The organism is Variovorax sp. OV084 (assembly GCF_900111625.1).
GTDB lineage: Bacteria > Pseudomonadota > Gammaproteobacteria > Burkholderiales > Burkholderiaceae_C > Variovorax.
In genome coordinates, this window is the sequence record NZ_FOII01000004.1 from 265,889 (window position 1) to 285,622 (window position 19,734).

Annotated in this window: 18 protein-coding genes; 14 read left to right on the forward strand and 4 right to left on the reverse strand. The window is 66.9% G+C overall.

The window, feature by feature from the left end:
* Positions 1-57 precede the first annotated feature (57 nt).
* The 5 genes from BMW87_RS14010 to BMW87_RS14030 are packed head-to-tail and all read left to right on the forward strand — an operon-like array spanning position 58 to position 5,832.
* Positions 58-663, forward strand: a complete 606-nt coding sequence (locus BMW87_RS14010; RefSeq protein ID WP_093053937.1) for a DUF6891 domain-containing protein — start codon at positions 58-60, stop codon at positions 661-663.
* A complete protein-coding gene (locus BMW87_RS14015; protein WP_256216759.1) occupies positions 660-2,453 on the forward strand; it encodes a VanW family protein in 1,794 nt (597 codons plus the stop codon). The genes BMW87_RS14010 and BMW87_RS14015 overlap by 4 nt, the downstream gene beginning before the upstream one ends.
* A gap of 13 nt (positions 2,454-2,466) precedes the next feature.
* Positions 2,467-3,063 (forward strand): hypothetical protein, encoded by a 597-nt coding sequence (locus BMW87_RS14020; protein ID WP_093076923.1) that lies wholly within the window; start codon positions 2,467-2,469, stop codon positions 3,061-3,063.
* A 45-nt stretch (positions 3,064-3,108) separates the two neighbouring features.
* Positions 3,109-4,791, forward strand: coding sequence for an FxLYD domain-containing protein (locus BMW87_RS14025; protein WP_093076924.1), 1,683 nt, complete (start codon positions 3,109-3,111; stop codon positions 4,789-4,791).
* Positions 4,792-4,836: 45 nt separating this feature from the next.
* A complete protein-coding gene (locus BMW87_RS14030) occupies positions 4,837-5,832 on the forward strand; it encodes an LLM class flavin-dependent oxidoreductase (protein WP_093054262.1) in 996 nt (331 codons plus the stop codon).
* 3 nt (positions 5,833-5,835) lie between these two features.
* Here the strand turns inward: BMW87_RS14030 and BMW87_RS14035 are convergent, their stop codons facing one another.
* Complete coding sequence (locus BMW87_RS14035; RefSeq protein WP_093076926.1) at positions 5,836-7,563, reverse strand: long-chain-fatty-acid--CoA ligase; 1,728 nt, start codon at positions 7,561-7,563, stop codon at positions 5,836-5,838.
* 145 nt (positions 7,564-7,708) lie between these two features.
* Here BMW87_RS14035 and mnmA point away from each other — a divergent pair, with 145 nt between their 5' ends.
* Positions 7,709-8,809: a tRNA 2-thiouridine(34) synthase MnmA gene (mnmA, locus tag BMW87_RS14040; RefSeq protein ID WP_093076927.1), complete on the forward strand. Its 1,101-nt coding sequence runs from the start codon at positions 7,709-7,711 to the stop codon at positions 8,807-8,809.
* A 4-nt stretch (positions 8,810-8,813) separates the two neighbouring features.
* Here the strand turns inward: mnmA and BMW87_RS14045 are convergent, their stop codons facing one another.
* The 3 genes from BMW87_RS14045 to BMW87_RS14055 form a co-directional block, all read right to left on the reverse strand.
* Positions 8,814-9,302, reverse strand: a complete 489-nt coding sequence (locus BMW87_RS14045) for an NUDIX hydrolase (protein ID WP_093076929.1) — start codon at positions 9,300-9,302, stop codon at positions 8,814-8,816.
* Positions 9,303-9,325: 23 nt separating this feature from the next.
* Positions 9,326-9,760: a DUF4019 domain-containing protein gene (locus BMW87_RS14050; RefSeq protein ID WP_093076930.1), complete on the reverse strand. Its 435-nt coding sequence runs from the start codon at positions 9,758-9,760 to the stop codon at positions 9,326-9,328.
* 76 nt (positions 9,761-9,836) lie between these two features.
* Positions 9,837-10,550 (reverse strand): response regulator transcription factor, encoded by a 714-nt coding sequence (locus BMW87_RS14055; protein ID WP_093053953.1) that lies wholly within the window; start codon positions 10,548-10,550, stop codon positions 9,837-9,839.
* A 441-nt stretch (positions 10,551-10,991) separates the two neighbouring features.
* Between BMW87_RS14055 and BMW87_RS14060 the strand changes: the two genes are divergently transcribed.
* From BMW87_RS14060 to BMW87_RS14095, 8 genes are all read left to right on the forward strand, one after another.
* A complete protein-coding gene (locus BMW87_RS14060; RefSeq protein WP_093076932.1) occupies positions 10,992-12,122 on the forward strand; it encodes a Re/Si-specific NAD(P)(+) transhydrogenase subunit alpha in 1,131 nt (376 codons plus the stop codon).
* A gap of 20 nt (positions 12,123-12,142) precedes the next feature.
* The gene (locus BMW87_RS14065; RefSeq protein ID WP_093053957.1) at positions 12,143-12,475 is read left to right on the forward strand and encodes an NAD(P) transhydrogenase subunit alpha part 2; all 333 of its coding nucleotides are present in this window, start codon (positions 12,143-12,145) and stop codon (positions 12,473-12,475) included.
* On the forward strand, positions 12,472-13,896 hold the full coding sequence (locus tag BMW87_RS14070) for an NAD(P)(+) transhydrogenase (Re/Si-specific) subunit beta (protein WP_093076933.1): 1,425 nt from the start codon (positions 12,472-12,474) through the stop codon (positions 13,894-13,896). Before BMW87_RS14065 ends, BMW87_RS14070 begins: the two co-directional genes overlap by 4 nt.
* A 102-nt stretch (positions 13,897-13,998) precedes the next feature.
* Entirely contained in the window at positions 13,999-15,678 is a 1,680-nt protein-coding gene (locus tag BMW87_RS14075) for a long-chain-fatty-acid--CoA ligase (RefSeq protein WP_093076935.1), read from the forward strand.
* Positions 15,679-15,741: 63 nt separating this feature from the next.
* Entirely contained in the window at positions 15,742-16,746 is a 1,005-nt protein-coding gene (locus tag BMW87_RS14080; RefSeq protein ID WP_093053963.1) for an ABC transporter permease subunit, read from the forward strand.
* A gap of 4 nt (positions 16,747-16,750) precedes the next feature.
* On the forward strand, positions 16,751-17,656 hold the full coding sequence (locus BMW87_RS14085) for an ABC transporter permease subunit (protein WP_093053965.1): 906 nt from the start codon (positions 16,751-16,753) through the stop codon (positions 17,654-17,656).
* A gap of 17 nt (positions 17,657-17,673) precedes the next feature.
* Complete coding sequence (locus tag BMW87_RS14090) at positions 17,674-18,699, forward strand: ABC transporter ATP-binding protein (RefSeq protein WP_093076937.1); 1,026 nt, start codon at positions 17,674-17,676, stop codon at positions 18,697-18,699.
* The gene (locus BMW87_RS14095) at positions 18,696-19,733 is read left to right on the forward strand and encodes a dipeptide ABC transporter ATP-binding protein (protein ID WP_093053969.1); all 1,038 of its coding nucleotides are present in this window, start codon (positions 18,696-18,698) and stop codon (positions 19,731-19,733) included. Before BMW87_RS14090 ends, BMW87_RS14095 begins: the two co-directional genes overlap by 4 nt.
* Position 19,734 lies beyond the last annotated feature (1 nt).

The following is a 19,734-nucleotide window of genomic DNA, read 5'->3' on the forward strand; positions in this document are numbered from 1 at the left end:
CCGTAAGGAAAAAAGAAAGCATGATCCCGTTGCAGCCGAGGCGGCAACCCAACACGCATGGCCCTTACTCTCGACCCCGAAGACACGCGCGGACGCATCCACGACCTGGTGTGGAGCGGCTTTTATCCCGACGCCGATGTCGAATGGCTGATCACCGACGAGTACCTCGATCCCGATGAGATCACCGCCGAAGACCGGGCCTGGGTCAAGGCCGAGGCCGCAAGTGCATGCGCCGCCAAGCGCGCGGCCGAGGCCGGGTGGCCCGCGCAGACCGAATACGACCGGCTCGAAGCCGTGTTCGCGCAGCTGCGCAGCGAAAAGATCATTGCGCTGCATCGCGCAGGCAACACGCTCGCCGATGGCCACGACGACGTGCGCGAGCAATGGCGCGCCGCGGGCCGCATGGACTCGGGTATTCGCGGCTGCTGCTTCTATCACGCGCAAGACCTCGATGCGGCGGTGCGCACCGGCCGCCTGCACCTGGCCTTCAGCGGCGGCATGATCCCCGAGATCGAGCAGCGCGAAGCCAACACCGTGGTGGTGGGCCACCGCATCGCCGAGCTGCTGCGTGCGGCCGGCTTCGGCGTGCAATGGAGCGGCAACATCGACCAGCGCATCGAAGCCGACCTCGGCCAATGGCGCAAGCGCGGCCCCTCCGCGTGAGCGTGCAACAGGCCTGGCAGCCGCCGCGCCGCATCGACGCGATCGATTTCTGGCTGCGCTCGCGGCTGCTGGCCACGGCCCATGCGTTGCGCGAGACACTGCGGCCTTCGGCCCGGCGCTGGCACGGCGGCGACAGCGCACTGGCCGACGCGCCGGTGCTCGCGCAATACCGCACTCCCTTGTGGTCCGACGGCCGCGCCGAAGAATTTCCGCTCGTGGCCGGCAAGGTGCAGAACCTGCGCGTGGCGCGCCGTGCCTTCGATGCCATCGAGGTGCCGGCAGGCGAAGTGCTGAGCTTCTGGCGCCAGCTGGGGCGGCCGGGCGCATGGCGCGGCTTCGTGCAGGGCCGCGAGCTGCGCGGCGGCTGCGTGGTGCCGACGCTGGCCGGCGGGCTCTGCCAGCTGTCGAACGCGCTCGCCACCGTGGCGGTGCGCGCGGGCTTCGAGCTGGTCGAGCGCCACGGGCACACGGCGCGCATCGAGCAGGCCGGCGCGGCCGACGGTGACGCGGTCGATGCGACGGTGTTCTGGAACTACGTCGATCTCAAGCTGCGCGCAAAGCATGCGTGGCGGCTCGAAGTGGAATTGACCGACAGCGAGCTGGTGCTGCGCATCCGCGCGCGTTCTGCGCTGGCGGCACCGGCTGCGCCAGTCGTGCTGCGCCGAACGTATGACGACGCGGGCGCAGCACTGCCATTGGCGCGCGGTTGCCTGAGTTGCGAACAGACCTCCTGCTTTCGCCATCGTCCCCAGGTCGACGTCGGCCCCGAGGGCCGCGCGGCGGTGTTGGTCGATGGCTGGACGCCGGAGTTCGCTCGCTACCTGCGAGAGGAACATCCACACGCGCAGCGCCTGCAGCCGGCGCCGCTGCGGCTTGCGTTCTGGCGTCTGCCCGCGACCGGCTGGCACCGTGAGACAGCAGTGCCCGCGCAGACACTGTGGGCCGTGAGCTTGCGTCGCGCGCTGTGGCAGCGGCTCTGGGCGCGGCATGCAGGCCGGAGGCAGGCGAGCCTGATCGACGGCCAGCGCTGGCTCGCGCAAGCCTTGGCAAGCCGACTGACGCCGGAGCACACCGAACTGGTGGTCGAGCAGGCTCTGCTGCCGCACCTGCAGCGCATCGGTGCGCTCGACGGGCGCCGCGTCACCGTGCTGGCCAGCGCGTTGCCGATGGCCGAAATCGAACATCGGCTCGATGCCGCGGCCCGGCACTGGCCCGGTGACGGAACGCTGCGCGACTTCCGCGCAGATCCGTCGCTGGTGCGCGCCGAGACGCTGGCGCTTGCCCGCGCGAAGGCCGTGGTCACGCCGCATGCAGATGTCGCCCGGCAGCTCGCCAAGCTGGCACCGCAAGCAGCATTGACGCGGTTCGACTGGATGCTGCCCCCGGTCAAGGCTGCTGCTTTCATCGAACGCAGGGGGCCGCCGCTCGTCGTGTTCGCCGCAAGCGCACTGGCACGCAAGGGCGCGCGCGAACTTGCCGCGGCGCTGCAAGGCTGGCCGTACCGGCTGCGCGTGCTGGGCTCGCCTTCGGATGACGCGCAGCTCTGGCGCGGCATCGCGCACATCGAACACATGAACTGGCAAGGCGACTGGCTGGCCGGCGCCAGCGTCGTCGTGCTGCCCGCGCACGTCGAGCACGCACCGCGCGCGGTGCTGCGCGCCGTGGCGGCCGGGGTGCCCGTGGTGGCCTCGACCGCATGCGGCCTCGCAGGCTCGACCGGCGTGCGCGAGGTAGCACCGGGCGACGTCAAGGCCCTGCGCGCCGCATTGCAGGCTGCTTGCATCCCCTGAACGGAGAGGACAGATGGCATCGATCGAACAGGCCCGCGCGGCGCTGGCTTCCCATGGCGCGCTGGCGCCGCAATCCGCCGCCGAGCATTGGCGCGGAGAGATCCCTCTGCCGGCCGCCATCGAAACCTTCTACGCACAGGTCGGCCCGCTCGGCGAGTGGATCAACGACCGCGTGGGCCATGCGGGCCTCACGGTGCCGACCGCTGGCAACCCCTTCAGCATTCCGACGCTCGCGCGCCTGTGGGAGCTGCAGGCCGGCTACCGCTGGCACGGCATCACCGGCGAGCGCATTGCCGACTGGCCCGATCACTGGCTGGTGGTGGCCGACCAGGGCGCGGACCCCTTCATCTTCGACCTGAACACAGGCGCGATACAGTTCGCCCGGCATGGCGAGGGTGTGTGGAAAGACGATGCACCGATCTTTGCCGACATCCTCGAGATGGCCGCGTGCCTCGGCACTATCGGCCACGTGTGGGACGAGGCGGGCGAGGACATCTTCATGGACGACGATTCCGTCAACCCGGTGCACCGCGCGCGCCTGATCGAGCGGCTCACGCCGCTGATTGGCGCCAGCGAGGCCGGCGACATCGCGGACCTGTTCGACTGGTAGTCAGCTGGCGCGCCGCAGGAAAAACAATACGGGAGCAGCACTTCAATGACCATCGACCTCCAGACGCTCAAGTGCGGCGAATGCGGCAGCAGCGTGCTCAAGCGCACCGGCCTCAACGAATACACCTGCGACCACTGCGGCTCGGTCACGCTGGTGGAAGACAACGTGTCCGACCGGCTGGAGCGCGTGCTCAACCAGGTGAAGAATGAAGCCGGCCGCCGGCTCGCGGCTGAAGAGGCTCTGAGGCAGAAGCTGATGCTGCGCAAGGTCGGCATAGCCATAGCCATCCTGCTGGGCGTGGTGCTGGTGTTTCGCGTGGTCGGGCTGTTTCTCTTCGACTCCCGCGACGCCGCGTCCGGTGCACCGCGGTCCGTGGTGGCCGCTGCGGTCGACCGCACCATTCCCGTCGATGGCCTGAAGCTCAACGAGCCGCGCCAGGTGCTGGTGGGCAGCGGCAGTTCGGCCATGCCCAAGCTGCTGGTGGTGGCGCGCAACGAAACCGGCAAGTCGCTGTCGCGCGCGGGCATTCGCGCCACGTACTACGACGGCGACAGCAAGCTCGACGAGCGCAGCGAGATGCTGCCGGTGTCCGTGCTGGAGCCCGGCGAAAGTGCGCCCGTGTTGATCGACATGCCCAGCGGCAAGAACGTCACTCGGCAGGAGCTGCGCGTGCAGAAGCTGGCCGAGCCCTACAGCGCGGTGCAGGGGCCGCGCATGGCCTTCTCGCGCGTGCGGCTCATCCAGCAGGGCGAGCGCGTGCGGCTGGTGGGCCGCATCGCCAACGACCGCAAGGACGCCACGGTGCTCGGCGGCTTCGAGGTGCTGGTCACGCTGTACGACGACGCGGGGCAGGTGATCGGCTTCGGCCACGGCTACGGGCAGGCCAACGAGATCCAGCCGGGCACGCGGACTTCGATGGACGTGAGCATCGCGCGCTTCGGCCGCGCGACGGCCATTGCGGCATGGGACTACCGCATCGGCTACAGCACGGTCGAGTCGTCGGGCACGCGCACGCCGGTGCTGAACGCCGACCGCGTGATCCGCACGGTGGGCGGCCCCGAGTCCTTCAACCCCGAGCTGCGCCTGGGCACCGACGACCTGCTGGCCGACGACAGCGAGCGCTTCGACGACAAGCAGCTCGAACTGCTGCCGCTGGTGGACGGGCGCAACAACATCCAGCAGCGGCTGTTCCTGGGCGAGCTGGTGAACCGCAGCACCGATGCAGTGGTGCTCGCGCCGGGCGGCGTGATCTCGCGCTTCAGCGGCAGCAAGGCGCATGGCACGACCAACATCGCGGGGCTGGCGTATCTCTATCCGGGCGAGCGCTTTCCGATCTTCCTCGAGCCCGAGGACATGGAGCGCATCACCGCGACTCGCATCGAATGGAAGCCGATGCGCCGCGCGGCATTGCCGGGTCCGCGCAAGCCGCTGGAGGTGAAGGTGACGGGCACCAAGGCCGAAACCGGCAGCGTGCTGCTCAACTTCAGCCAGCGCTTCAACTACAAGAGCGTGGAAGTCACGGGCAGCGTGAAGAACCCGGGCACGGGCATCGTCGGCAAGGTGCGGCTGTGGGTCAGCCTGCGCGACCGCAACGGGCAGCTCACGGGCTTCAAGCTGGTGGAGAACCTGCCGGCCATCGCGCCGGGCGAGAGCGTGCCGTTCCAGGTGAACGTGGAGCAGAACGGCCGCGACTTCGCGAGCGTGACGACGCTATACCAAACCGAATAGCCCCTCGGGCGACGGCGTTGGGCGGTTCGCGCCATGATCGCGCCCATGATTCCGTTATCGATCCTCGACCTTTCCCCGATCACCGAGGGCAGCGACGCCGCGCAGTCGTTCCGCAACTCGCTCTCGCTGGCGCAGCATGGCGAGAAGCTGGGCTACACGCGCTACTGGCTGGCCGAGCACCACGGCATGCCGGGCATTGCGAGCGCGGCCACTGCCGTGCTGCTGTCGCACGTGGGGGCGGGCACTTCCACCATCCGCATCGGTGCAGGCGGCGTGATGCTGCCGAACCATTCGCCGCTGGTGATTGCCGAGCAGTTCGGCACGCTGGAATCGCTGTACCCGGGGCGCATCGATCTGGGCCTGGGGCGCGCGCCCGGCTCCGACCAGCGCACCGCGCGGGCCTTGCGGCGCAACCTCGAATCGGACGCGGACCAGTTTCCGCAGGACGTGATCGAGCTGATGGACTTCATGTCGAAGACGCCGCAGCAGCCAGTGCGGGCCGTGCCCGGCGCGGGGCTCGAAGTGCCGGTGTGGATCCTCGGCTCCAGCACCTTCGGCGCGCAGCTCGCGGCGCACCTGGGGCTGCCCTACGCCTTTGCCTCGCACTTCGCGCCGCAGCAGATCATGCAGGCCATCCAGATCTATCGCGAGACCTTCAAGCCGTCGGCACAGCTGCAGAAACCGTATGTGATGCTGGGCTTCAATGTGTTCGCGGCCGACACCGATGAAGAGGCCGAGTTCCGCGCCACCTCGTGGCAGCAGGCCTTCGTGAACCTGCGCAGCGGCCGGCCGGGGCGCCTGCCGCCGCCGGTGGAAAACTATCGTCAGAAGGTCGGGCCCGCGGAGAACGCGCTGCTCGACTCGGTGCTGTCGTGCTCCGCGGTGGGTTCGGTCGAGACGGTGAAGAAGGGCGTGGAAGCGTTCGTCGCGCGCACCGGTGCCGACGAACTCATGATCACCTCGCAGGTGTTCGACCACGCTGCCCGGCTGCGCTCTTATGAGCTGCTGGCCAACGCGTTCGGACAGGCGCCGAAGCAGTAAAGCTCAGGCCCGCTTGCGGGCTTCCTCGTCCACGAGGTCCTTCTTCGAGAGCTTGCCCACGGCGGTCTTGGGCAGCTCAGGCCGGATCTCCAGCGCGCCGATCATCTCGTGCTTGCCGAGGCGGTCCTTCAGGAAGGCCTTGAGCGCATCGAGCGTCAGTTCGCTCGCGCCTTCCTTCAGCTTCACGAAGGCCTTGGGCGACTGGCCGCGGTACTCGTCGGGGATGCCGATGACGCACACCTCGGCCACCGAGGGGTGCTCGTACACCGCCTCTTCCAGCACGCGCGGGTAGACGTTGTAGCCGCCGCACAGCAGCATGTCCTTGGTGCGGTCGACGATGTAGAAGTAGCCGTCGGCGTCCATCTTCGCGACGTCGCCGCTGCGGAAATAGCCGTCGGCCGTCATCGACTCGGCGGTTGCCTTCGGGTTGTTCCAGTAGCCCTTCATCACGTTCGGGCCCTTGATGCACAGTTCGCCCGGCTCGCCGAACGCGGTGACGTCCTTCGCCGGATCGTCCAGGCTCACGAGCTTGATGCGCACCTGCGGCAGCGGCATGCCGCACGAGCCCGCCTTGCGCACGCCGCGTGCGGGCGTGAAGGTGCCCACGGGCGAGGTCTCGGTCATGCCCCAGCCTTCGTTGAGGTGGCAGCCGGTGAGCTCGAAGAAGCGCTGCTCCACCTCCACCGGCAGCGGCGCGCCGCCAGAGCCGCAGAACTTGAGCGAGCGCAGGTCCATCTCCTTGGCCTTGGGGTGCGCGAGGATCGCGGTGTACATCGTCGGCACGCCGGGGAACACGCTGATCTTGCTGGCCGCGAGCTCGTTCATCACCGCGTCGACATCGAAGCGCGTGTGCAGCACCAGCGCCGCGCCCAGGCGCACGCCGAGCAGCATCGCGGCGCTGAGCGCGAAGATGTGAAAGAGCGGCAGCACGACCAGGAAGCGTTCCGCCCCTTCGGCCAGGATGGGCGGGTCGCCCTTGGTCGACTCGTAGTACTGCGCCGAGGCCGACGTGAGGTTGGCGTGCGTGAGCATCGCGCCCTTGGGCAGGCCGGTGGTGCCGCCGGTGTACTGCAGCACCACGATTTCTTCGGCGAGGTCGCCAATCGGGTGGGTCTTGTGCGTGCCTTCGCTTTTCAGCAGCTCGGTGAAGCGCACATGCCGGTCGTCGGTGGGCACGGGAGCGATCTGGCCTGCGCCCTGCAGCTGGGCCTGCACCTTGTCGCCCATCGCGCCGTAGTCGCCGAGGCTGCCGACCACGAGCTTTTGCAGGCGCGAGTTGTCGAGCAGGCGCGCCATCTGCGGGTACAGGTTGACGAGGTCCAGCGTAATGAGGATGTCGGTGCGGCTGTCCTCGATCTTGTGGGCCAGCACGCGCTCGGCGTCGAGTGGCGAGTAGTTCACCACCGTGCCGCCGGCCTTGAGCACGGCGAAGAAGGCGATCGGGTAGTGAGGCGTGTTGGGCAGGTAGAGGCCGACGTGCACGCCAGGCTTCACGCCCAGGTCTTGCAGGCCCTTGGCGGCACGGTCGACCGCGGCGCCGAGCTGGCGGTAGGTGATGGCCTGGCCCATGAACTCGACGGCGGAGTGGTCGGGCCAGCGCTCGACGGCCTCGTCGAGCATCTGCTGCACCGGCTTCACGGGCAGTTCGGCGTCCCAGCGCATGCCGGGCGGGTAGGCGCGTGTCCAGGGGGTGTTGTCGCCGGAAAGGGCGGCGGGGGAGGGGGTGGCCATGCGTCTTGTCTCCGCTGTGCTTTGCGGCACTTTAGCGCCGGCCTTTCGCATCGTGGGGCGGTAGCTGACAAGCCGGCGACAGGGGTTTTCCCGATTTCCCACACACGGGAAGCCCCTACCGCCGGGCTGGGACAATGGCGGGCTTATGGCAAAGCAACGGATCGTGGTGGGACTGAGCGGCGGAGTGGACTCCGCGGTCACGGCGCACCTGCTCAAGCAGCAGGGGCACGAGGTGGTCGGCATCTTCATGAAGAACTGGGAAGACGACGACGACAGCGAATACTGCTCGTCGAACATCGACTTCGTGGACGCCGCCAGCGTGGCCGACGTGCTGGGCATCGAGATCGAGCACGTCAACTTCGCGGCCGACTACAAGGACCGCGTGTTCGCCGAGTTCCTGCGCGAATACAAGGCCGGCCGCACGCCGAACCCCGACGTGCTGTGCAACGCCGAGATCAAGTTCAAGGCTTTTCTCGACCACGCCATGCGGCTGGGCGCTGAGAAGATCGCCACCGGGCACTATGCGCGCGTGCGCCTGAACGAGGCCACCGGCAAGCACGAGCTGCTGAAGGGGCTCGATCCCTCGAAAGACCAGAGCTACTTCCTGCACCGCCTGAACCAGGCGCAGCTGTCGAAGACGCTGTTCCCGGTGGGCGAGCTGCACAAGACCGAGGTGCGCCGCATCGCCGAGGAAATCGGCCTGCCCAACGCGAAGAAGAAGGACTCGACTGGCATCTGCTTCATCGGCGAGCGGCCGTTCCGCGATTTCCTCAACCGCTACATCTCCAAGGAGCCGGGCCCGATCAAGGACGACCGCGGCCGCAAGCTGGGCGAGCACCAGGGGCTGAGCTTCTACACGCTGGGGCAGCGGCAGGGGCTGGGCATTGGCGGTGTGAAGGAGAAGGGCGCGCAGCGCGGCTCGGGCGACCACTCGCCGTGGTTCGTGGCGCGCAAGGACGTCGAGAAGAACACGCTGTGGGTGGTGCAGGGGCACGACCATCCGTGGCTGCTGTCGTCGGTGCTGAAGGCGGATGATGCGAGCTGGGTCTCCGGCGAGGCGCCGGTGCCGGGCGGCTACGGCTCGAAGGCGCGCTACCGGCAGGCCGATGCGGCTTGCGAGATGGATGCTGGTGATGCCGCTGCGTTCGGCTTGCGCTTCGGCGAGCCGCAGTGGGCTGTGACGCCGGGGCAGTCGGCCGTGCTCTATGACGGCGAACGCTGCCTTGGCGGTGGCGTCATCGTCTGACTATTCAGGGCGCTGACCGCACCGATTCGTCGACGTGGACTAGATCCAGCGGGTGGCGTTTGCCGGCCAGATGGTCTTCGATGCACTGCAGCAGCAGCGGGCTGCGATGCCGCGCCACGCTGGCGCGGATTTCGTCCGCCGTCATCCAGATGGTGCGCACGATGCCTTCGTCGAGCGGTCGGCCTTCTTCGAATGCACCCAGGATGCCTGTGAAGGCGAAGCGCATGTAGGTGGTGTCTTCGCCGCGCTCGGCCAGCGGGCGGGAACGCGCCATATAGACACCGATGAGCGCTGTTGGCGTGAAATGGTGGGCGGTTTCTTCGAGGGTTTCGCGCGCACAGCCCTCGGCCGGGGATTCGCCGGGGTCCAGGTGGCCTGCGGGTGTGTTGAGCCGCAGGCCGTCGCTGGTCTGCTCCTCGACCAGCAGGAAGTGCCCGTCGCGCTCGATTACCGCAGCCACGGTGACGTTGGGTTTCCAGCGCGGGCTTGCCATGGGAGTTACCGTGTTTTGGGCGCTTATTTCAGCACGTAGCCGCTGAAGCGCCAGACGCGGTCGCTGTCGAGGTGAAAGCTCACGAGTTCGCGCAGCGTGCCGTCAGGCTTGTTCGTGAAGCGGGTCTCGTATTCGACGCTGACGTACTGGCCGGCCGTCTCGCTGTCCGCGTCGGCCACGACCTGGCGATTGACTGCCACCCAGGTGCGCATCTGCGGTGCGCCAATTGGGGCGCGGCTCCTGGCGACTTGGCTGGTGAAGTCGGCGCGCGTCACGCGCTTGCGGGTGGCCGGGGTGGCGCCGTCCCACAGTTCGCCGGCCTTGCCCTGGTCGATCATCTGGATCGCCAGCATGCCGCCGCGCACCATGTCGCTGGCTTCGACCTCCTGCGCAGCGGCCGGGCTGAACCAGCTCCAGAACAACGTGGCGGCGAGCAGCAACCGGATCATCGAATTCATTCGTCTCATTCCTTGTGGCGCAAGCACATGACGGCGGGGTGCCGTTGGAGACTGTAGCGTGCCGGAGATTCCCGACTCAGCGCGCGCTGATGCTGGACAGGGCATCGGCTTCGATTGTTTCCAGCCGGTAGCCCAGGCCGTAGATGGCCAGCAGCAGGAAGCCGTTTGCGGGGCGCAGGTCGAGCTTGGTTCGCAGGCGCGAGACATGGGTGTCGAGCGAGCGCGACAGCGCCTCGATGCCCAGGCCCCAGACGGCCTCGTGCAGGTGCTCCCGCGAAAGCAGTCGCCCGACGTTCTGGAACAGGAACAGCGCGAGCTCGTACTCCCGGTTCTTCAGCTCGACCTGCACGCCGCGAACCTTCAGAACGCGCGAGGGCGGATAGAAGTGGTAAGGGCCGAAGACCAGTTCCATCTCGTGCTGGGCCGGGTAGGACCGGCGCAGCAGCGCGTTCACACGCGCTTCGAGTTCGCCGGCACGGGTGGGCTTGACCATGAAGTCGTCCGCGCCCGCGTTGAGGCCTTCGACCATGTCCGCCTCGTCACGCTTGTCGGTCACGAAAAGAATGGGAAGCCGGCTGTTGAGTTCGTGACGGATGGACCTCACCACGTCCGGGCCCTCCATGTCGGACAGGTTCCAGTCGAGTATCAGCAGGTCGAAGGTCTGCCGGCGCATTGCCTGCAACAGCGCTTTTCCTTCCGTGTAGGGATGGCACTCGTGCTCGAGTGCCGCCATGGTTCGATTGATTCGCTTGAATTGATCTACACCGTCATTGAGTACCGCGATTCGCATTCCATCCCCTTCTTCCTCCCCTTCGTCAGTCTCTGTGAACTGGCGATTGGGCTGAAGTGTATCTATCTGCGACTAACGTAAAGTTTTTGAATTGCAACTAATGCACGCAAATCGAGGTTTTCAGTTCACTTGTTAACGAAGTTAACGGCAGTTGAATACAAATCGAGATCCTGAGTGGAAGGCGTTATGGGTGGACATCGACAACTGCTCGCTGGACAAACCGCCTGGAGTCCGGCCTGCGCGAGGTTGGACACGTGCCGCGGTCTTCGCGAGGCGGCTATCGAATACCCGAATTTGCTATCAATTGAATAGCGATGCCGACAGCATTCATCGGCACTTTGGGGTCAAAACCACAGAGCGTTTTGGCGACGGCGGGCGGCTGTAATCTTGCTGTAAGCTCTGCCCGCATTCCCTGTGCCCCCTTGCTCTGAGGAGATCTCTATGCTGATAGGCGTGCCCGCCGAGACACTGGCTGGCGAAACCCGCGTGGCTGTTACACCTGAGACGGTGAAAAAACTGGTCGCCTCAGGGCACTCCATACGGGTGCAGTCGGGGGCCGGCGTTGCAGCCAGCGTCACCGATGCCGCGTACCAGGCCGCAGGCGCCGAGATCACCGACCAGGCCGGGGCCTTCTCCGCCGACATGGTGCTCAAGGTGCGCACGCCCACCGATGCCGAAACCGCGCTGCTGAAGTCCGGCGCCGTGGTCATCGGCATGCTCAATCCCTTCGACGCGGCCGGCCTGCAGCGCCTGGCGGCTGCAGGCGTCGTCGGGTTCGCGCTCGAAGCCGCACCGCGTACCACCCGCGCCCAGAGCATGGACGTGCTCTCGTCGCAGGCCAACATCGCCGGCTACAAGGCCGTGATGATCGCGGCCGACAAGTACCAGCGCTTCTTCCCGATGCTCATGACGGCGGCCGGCACGGTGAAGGCCGCGCGCGTCGTCATCCTCGGCGTGGGCGTGGCGGGCCTGCAGGCCATCGCCACGGCCAAGCGCCTGGGCGCTGTCATCGAGGCATCCGACGTGCGCCCCAGCGTCAAGGAGCAGATCGAATCGCTCGGCGGCAAGTTCATCGAAGTCTCGTACGACACCGATGAAGAAAAAGAAGCCGCGGTCGGCGTCGGCGGCTATGCCAAGCCGATGCCCCCGAGCTGGCTCGCGCGCCAGCAGGTCGAAGTCGCCAAGCGCGTGGCGCTGGCCGACGTCGTCATCAGCACTGCCCTCATTCCGGGCCGTGCCGCGCCGACCCTCATCACCGAGGACATGGTCAAGTCGATGAAGCCGGGTTCGGTGATCGTCGACATCGCCGCAGGCAAGGGCGCGGGCGGCGTGGGCGGCAACTGCCCGCTGTCGGAAGCCGACAGGACGGTGGTGAAGCACGGCGTGACCATCGTCGGTGAAACCAACCTCGCGGCGCTCGTGGCGGCCGATGCCTCGGCGCTCTACGCGCGCAACGTGCTCGACTTTCTCAAGCTCATCGTCACCAAGGAGGGCGCGCTGAAGATCGACCTCGAGGACGACATCGTCGCCGCCTGCCGCGTCACGCAAGACGGCCAGGTCACGAAGAAATAACGCCCGCCGAGGAGAAGAACATGGACATCGTTTCGCACACAGTCATCAACCTGATCATCTTCGTGCTGGCCATCTACGTCGGCTACCACGTCGTGTGGACCGTCACGCCAGCGCTGCACACGCCGCTGATGGCAGTGACCAACGCCATCTCGGCCATCGTGATCGTGGGCGCCATGCTGGCGGCCGCACTCACCGACACGCCGCTGGGCAAGACCATGGGCGTGCTGGCCGTGGCGCTGGCCGCGGTGAACGTCTTCGGCGGCTTCCTCGTCACGCGGCGGATGCTGGAGATGTTCAAGAAGAAAGAAAAGAAGGCCGTCGCACCGAAGGCTGAAGAGGGAGCCGCCAAGTGAGCATGAACCTCGTCACGCTGCTGTACCTCGTTGCCAGCATCTGCTTCATCCAGGCCCTCAAGGGCCTGAGCCATCCGACCACCTCGATCCGCGGCAACATCTTCGGCATGACTGGCATGGCAATCGCCGTGCTGACCACCGGCGCGCTGATCTACAAGCTCGCCAGCGGCAACCTCAACGGCCTGGCCTACGTGCTGGTCGCGCTGGTGCTCGGCGGCGGCCTCGGCGCCTACATGGCCAACAAGGTCGAGATGACCAAGATGCCCGAGCTGGTCGCCTTCATGCACAGCATGATCGGCCTGGCCGCGGTGTTCATCGCGGTGGCCGCAGTGGCCGAGCCGCATGCCTTCGGCATCGCGATCAAGGGCGACCCGATCCCGAGCGGCAACCGGCTCGAGCTGTTCCTGGGCGCGGCCATCGGCGCCGTTACTTTCAGCGGCTCGGTCATCGCCTTCGGCAAGCTCTCGGGCAAGTACAAGTTCCGCCTGTTCCAGGGCGCGCCGGTGCAGTTCGCGGGCCAGCACATGCTGAACCTCGTTCTGGGCCTGGCCACCATCGGCCTGGGCCTGGTGTTCGTCTTCACCGAAAGCTGGCCGGCCTTCTTCGCGATGCTGGCGCTGGCCTTCGTGATGGGCGTGCTCATCATCATCCCGATCGGCGGCGCCGACATGCCGGTGGTGGTGTCGATGCTCAACAGCTACTCGGGGTGGGCGGCCGCGGGCATCGGCTTCAGCCTGAACAACGCGATGCTGATCGTGGCCGGTTCGCTGGTGGGCTCTTCGGGTGCGATCCTGAGCTACATCATGTGCAAGGCCATGAACCGCTCGTTCTTCAACGTGATCCTGGGCGGCTTCGGCGGCGAGGCGGCCACGGCCGGCGGCGCGGCCAAGGAGCAGCGCCCGGTGAAGACCGGCAGCGCCGACGATGCGGCCTTCGTGCTCGGCAATGCCGAGACGGTGGTGATCGTGCCGGGCTACGGCCTTGCAGTCGCACGCGCGCAGCATGCGGTGAAGGAACTTGCGGCCAAGCTCACCGAGAAGGGCATCACCGTGAAGTACGCGATCCACCCGGTGGCGGGCCGCATGCCCGGCCACATGAACGTGCTGCTGGCGGAGGCCGAAGTGCCCTACGACCAGGTGTTCGAGATGGAAGACATCAACGGCGAGTTCGGCCAGGCCGACGTGGCGATCATCCTGGGCGCCAATGACGTGGTGAACCCCGCCGCGCACACCAAGGGCAGCCCGATCTACGGCATGCCGATCCTGGAGGCCTACAAGGCGAAGACCGTCATCGTGAACAAGCGCTCCATGGCCGCCGGTTATGCCGGGCTGGACAACGAGCTCTTCTACATGGACAAGACCATGATGGTCTTTGGCGATGCTAAAAAAGTAGTGGAAGATATGGGCAAGGCCATCGAATAGGCCGAAGGTCCCTGCCCGCACGGCGGGCGAGTTCTTCGCGGCGCCACTTCGAGCGCCGTTTTCGTTTTCAACAAGTCCGACTTCCCGGAGGAGACAAATCCAATGACCGATCGTCCCTGGCTCAGCAGCTACCCGCAGGGTGTGCCCGCCGATATCGATGCCTCGCAGTACCCCTCGCTGGTCGCGCTCATGGAAGAGAGCTTCACGAAGTACGCAGACCGCACGGCCTACAGCTTCATGGGCAAGGACATCAGCTACGCGGAGACCGACAGGCAGAGCAAGGCCTTCGCGGGCTACCTGCAGGGCCTGGGCCTCGCCAAGGGCGACCGCGTGGCGGTCATGATGCCCAACTGCCCGCAGTACCCGATCTCGGTTGCGGGCATCCTGCGCGCCGGGCTGATCCTGGTCAACGTGAACCCGCTGTACACGCCGCGCGAACTCGAGCACCAGCTCAAGGACTCCGGCGCGAAGGCGATCATCATCATGGAGAACTTCGGCACCACGCTGCAGCAATGCATCGGGGCCACGCCGGTCAAGCACATCGTGCTGGCCTCCATGGGGGACCGCCTCGGCTTCCTGAAGGGCGCGCTCGTCAACTACGTGGTGCGCAACGTCAAGAAGATGGTGCCCCAGTTCAACCTGCCGGGCGCGGTGCGCTTCAACGACGCGCTCGACAAGGGCGCGAGCGCATCGCTCAAGCCCGTGGCCATCGGCCCCGACGACGTGGCGGTGCTGCAGTACACCGGCGGCACCACCGGCGTGTCGAAGGGCGCGGTGCTGCTGCATCGCAACGTGATCGCCAACGTGCTGCAGTCCGAGGCCTGGAACGAGCCGGTCATGAACAAGGTGCCGGCCAACGAGCAGCCCACCAGCGTGTGCGCGCTGCCGCTGTATCACATCTTCGCGTTCACGGTCGGCATGATGCTGAACATGCGCACGGGCGGCAAGCTGATCCTGATTCCGAATCCGCGCGACATTCCCGGCGTGCTGAAGGAGCTGTCGAAGCACACCATCCACAGCTTCCCTGCCGTCAACACGCTGTTCAACGGGCTGGCGAACCACCCCGACTTCAACACCGTCAACTGGAAGAACCTCAAGGTCTCGGTCGGCGGCGGCATGGCGGTGCAGGCCGCGGTCGCGAAGCTCTGGCTCGAGAAAACCGGCTGCCCGATCTGCGAAGGCTACGGCCTGTCGGAAACCTCGCCGTCCACCACCTGCAACCCGACCAACAGCACCGCCTACACCGGCACCATCGGCCTGCCGCTGCCGAGCACCTGGCTCAAGCTGCTCGACGACGACGGCAACGAAGTGCCGGCCGGCGAGCGCGGCGAAATCGCCATCAAGGGCCCGCAGGTGATGGCCGGCTACTGGCAGCGCCCTGACGAGACCGCCAAGGTCATGACGCCCGACGGCTACTTCAAGAGCGGCGACATCGGCGTGGTCGACGAGCGCGGCTACTTCAAGGTGGTCGACCGCAAGAAGGACATGATCCTGGTGTCGGGCTTCAACGTGTACCCGAACGAGATCGAAGACGTGGTTGCACTGATTCCGGGCGTGCTCGAATGCGCGGCGGTCGGCGTGTCCGACGACAAGACCGGCGAGGCCGTGAAGCTCGTGATCGTGAAGAAAGACCCTTCGCTCACCGAGGCGCAGGTGCGCGAATACTGCAGAGCAAACCTTACGGGTTACAAGCAGCCGCGAATCGTAGAGTTTCGTAGCGACATGCCGAAGACGCCGGTCGGCAAGATCCTTCGCCGCGAGCTGCGCGACGCCAAGAAGTAAGCGCTGAAGTAAGGGTTCGGCCCGGGTAGGGCCACGGCATCGATCTTGCATATTCGCGGGTCGATGTTTCGATTCCTACTGACCCGTGTGAGCCTGCTGGTGCCGACCTTCATCGGCATGACACTGCTCGCCTTCTTCCTCATCCGGCTCGTGCCGGGAGACCCCATTGAAACCATGGCCGGCGAGCGCGGGATCGACCCCGCGCGCCATGCCGAACTGCGCACCGCCTACGGCTTCGACAAGCCGGTGATCGTGCAGTACGGCATCTACATCGGCCGCGTGCTGCACGGCGACCTCGGCAAGTCGCTCATCACGCAGGACACGGTGATGAGCGAGTTCCTCGCGCTCTTTCCGGCCACTGTCGAGCTTGCGGTCTGCGCCATTCTTTTCGCGCTGCTGCTGGGGTTGCCGGCCGGCATTCTCGCGGCGGTGCGGCGCAATTCCATCTTCGACCACGGCGTGATGGCCACATCGCTCACCGGCTATTCGATGCCGATCTTCTGGTGGGGACTGCTGCTCATCCTGTTCTTCTCGGTACAGCTCGGATGGACGCCCGTGTCGGGGCGCATCGCGGTGCAGTACTACATCGAGCCCGACACCGGCTTCCTGCTGATCGACTCGCTGCGTGCCGGCGACGTCGATGCCTTCTGGTCGGCGCTGCATCACCTCATCTTGCCGGCCATCGTGCTCGGCACGGTGCCGCTTGCGGTCATTGCGCGCATGACGCGCTCGGCCATGCTCGAAGTGCTGGGCGAGGACTACATCCGCACCGCGCGCGCCAAGGGCCTGTCGCGCTTTCGCGTGGTGGGGCTGCATGCGCTGCGCAATGCGTTGATCCCGGTCGTGACCGTCATCGGGCTGCAGGTGGGCGTGCTCTTCACGGGCGCGATCCTCACCGAGACCATCTTCTCCTGGCCCGGCGTCGGAAAGTGGCTCATCGAGGCCATCGGCCGGCGCGACTATCCGGTGCTGCAGGGCGGCATGCTGCTGCTCGGCGGCATCGTGATGCTGGTGAACCTGCTCGTCGACGTGGCTTACGGCGTCATCAATCCCCGCATCCGGCGCTGAGCTCATGGCCTCGACACAAACCATTTCCACCGGTGCGAAAAGCACCGCCCCTCCCGGTCCGTGGCGCGAGTTCTGGACGGCGTTCTCGGCCAACCGCGGCGCGGTCATCGGGCTCGCCACCATCGTCTTCCTGCTGCTGGTTGCGCTGTTCGCGCCGTGGATCGCACCGCACGCGCCGAACGAAACCAACAGCGCCGTCTTCCTGCAGCCGCCGGCGTGGCAGCAGGGCGGCTCCGTCAGCTACCTGCTGGGCACCGACGCGATCGGGCGCGACATTCTTTCGCGGCTGATGTACGGCGCGCGGCTGTCGCTGTCGATCGGCGTCGCGGTGGTGGCGCTGTCGGTGGTCGTGGGCGTGGTGCTCGGGCTGATCGCGGGCTTCTTCCGCGGCGTGCTCGAGATCGCGATCATGCGGCTGATGGACATCGTGCTCACGCTGCCGAGCCTGCTGCTGGCCATCGTGATCGTCGCGATCCTCGGGCCGGGGCTGGTCAACGCAATGCTCGCGGTGGCCATCGTGGTGCTGCCGCACTATGTGCGCATCACGCGCGCTGCCGTCATCGCCGAGGTCTCGCGCGACTACGTGACCGCCGCGCGCGTGAGCGGCGCCGGCACGCTGCGCCTGATGTTCAGCGAGGTGCTGCCCAACTGCGCCGCACCGCTGATCGTGCAGGCCTCGCTCGGCATCTCGACCGCCATCCTCGATGCGGCGGCGCTCGGCTTCCTCGGGCTCGGCGCGCAGCCGCCCTCACCCGAGTGGGGAACCATGCTGGCCGATGCGCGCGAGTTCGTGCTGCGCGCGTGGTGGGTCGTTACCTTCCCGGGCATGGCGATCCTCGCGGCGGTGCTGGCTTTCAATCTTCTGGGCGACGGTCTGCGTGATGCACTCGACCCGAAGCTCAAGCGCTGAAGCAAAGGAAAGAAAAGATGCCTTTGCTTGAAATAAAGAATTTGCACGTCGAGTTCCCCACCCAGGGCGGCGTGCTGCATGCGGTCGACGGCGTGAGTCTCACGCTCGAAGAAGGCGAGGTGCTAGGCATCGTCGGCGAATCGGGCTCGGGCAAGAGCGTCACGATGATGGCGCTGATGGGCCTTGTCGGCTTTCCGGGCCGCGTGCGCGCGGACCACATGCGCTTTGCGGGAAAGGAACTGCTCGGCATTTCTGACAAGGCGCGCCGTGCGCTGGTCGGCAAGGAGGTCGCGATGATCTTCCAGGAGCCGACCACCAGCCTCAACCCCTGCTTCACCATCGGCTTCCAGCTGATGGAGACGCTGCGGCTGCACCTGAAGCTCGACAAGCGCGAGGCGAAGAAGCGCGCGACCGAGCTGCTCGAGCAGGTGGGCATCCCGGCCGCGTCGTCGCGCCTGGGCAGCTATCCGCACCAGCTCTCGGGCGGCATGAACCAGCGCGTGATGATCGCCATGGCCATCGCCTGCAACCCGCGCCTGCTGATCGCCGACGAGCCGACCACCGCGCTCGACGTGACCATCCAGGCGCAGATCCTCGACCTGCTGCGCGACCTGCAGAAGGAGCGCGGCATGGCGCTGGTGCTCATCACGCACAACATGGGCGTGGTCAGCGAAATGGCGCAGCGCATTGCCGTGATGTACGCGGGGCAGGTGATGGAGCACCAGCGCGTCGACCGGCTCTTCGCGTCGCCGCAGCATCCGTACACCGAGGCGCTGCTTGCTGCGCTGCCCGAGCGCGCCGCGCCCGAGGGTCGGCTCGCCACCATCAGCGGCGTGGTGCCCGGCGTGCACGACAGGCCCGCAGGCTGCCTGTTCGCGCCGCGTTGCAGCTACGTCACCGAACGTGCCTGCCAGGTGCGGCCCGCGCTGCGCGAGTGGCAGAGCGCCGAGGTGCGCTGCCACTTTCCGCTCGGCGAGCCGGGGCGCAAGGCGGCCATAGAGAGCGATCCGCCGAAGCAGCAAGCGGCCGAGGTGCTGTCATGAGCGAGAGCACATCGACTGAAGTGGTTGTCGAGGCGAACAACCTCCAGCGCACCTACGACATCCGCCGCGGTCTGTTCCGCGCGCCGTCGCATCTGCGCGCGGTGGGCGACATCTCGTTCCGCATCGAGCGCGGGCGCACGCTGGCCGTGGTCGGCGAATCGGGCTGCGGCAAGTCGACCCTGGCGCGCATGGTCGCGCTGATCGAGAAGCCCACGGCAGGCCAGCTCACGCTGGTCGGCGCCGACGCGGTGAACCCGCCGCCAGAGCGCAAGCGCGAGTTGCGGCAGGCTGTGCAGCTGGTGTTCCAGAACCCGTACGGCTCGCTCAATCCGCGCAAGAAGATCTCGACGGTGCTCGAAGATCCGCTGGCCATCAACACCACCATGGGCAAGTCGGAGCGCGCCGCCAAGGCCCGCGACATGCTCGCGCGCGTGGGCCTGCGGCCCGAGTACGCCAACCGCTATCCGCACATGTTCTCGGGCGGCCAGCGCCAGCGCATCGCCATTGCGCGCGCGCTGATGCTGAGCCCGCGCCTGCTGGTGGCCGACGAGCCGGTGTCGGCGCTCGACGTGTCGATCCAGGCGCAGGTGCTGAACCTGCTGGCCGACCTGCAGGCCGAGCTGGGCCTGGCGTACCTCTTCATCTCGCACGACCTCGGCGTGGTGCGGCACATCGCGCACGACGTGCTCGTGATGTACCTCGGGCACGCGGTGGAGCAGGGCCCCAAGTCGCGCATCTTCGCGCGGCCGCTGCATCCGTACACGCAGGCGCTGCTGGCCTCGACGCCGGGCCTGAGCAGTCAGCGCATCGTGCTCAAGGGCGAGCTGCCGTCGCCGCTGAATCCGCCTTCGGGCTGCGTGTTCAGCACGCGCTGCCCGCACGTGGCGCCGCGCTGCCACGAAGAGCGGCCGCTGCTGCGCATGCTCGACGAGCGGCTGGTGGCCTGCCACTTCTCCGAGAAGTTTCTCGACGGTGCGCCGCTCGTGCGCGCCGATGTTCCCTCCGCCGCCATCGCGATGGCGACGAACCCTTAAC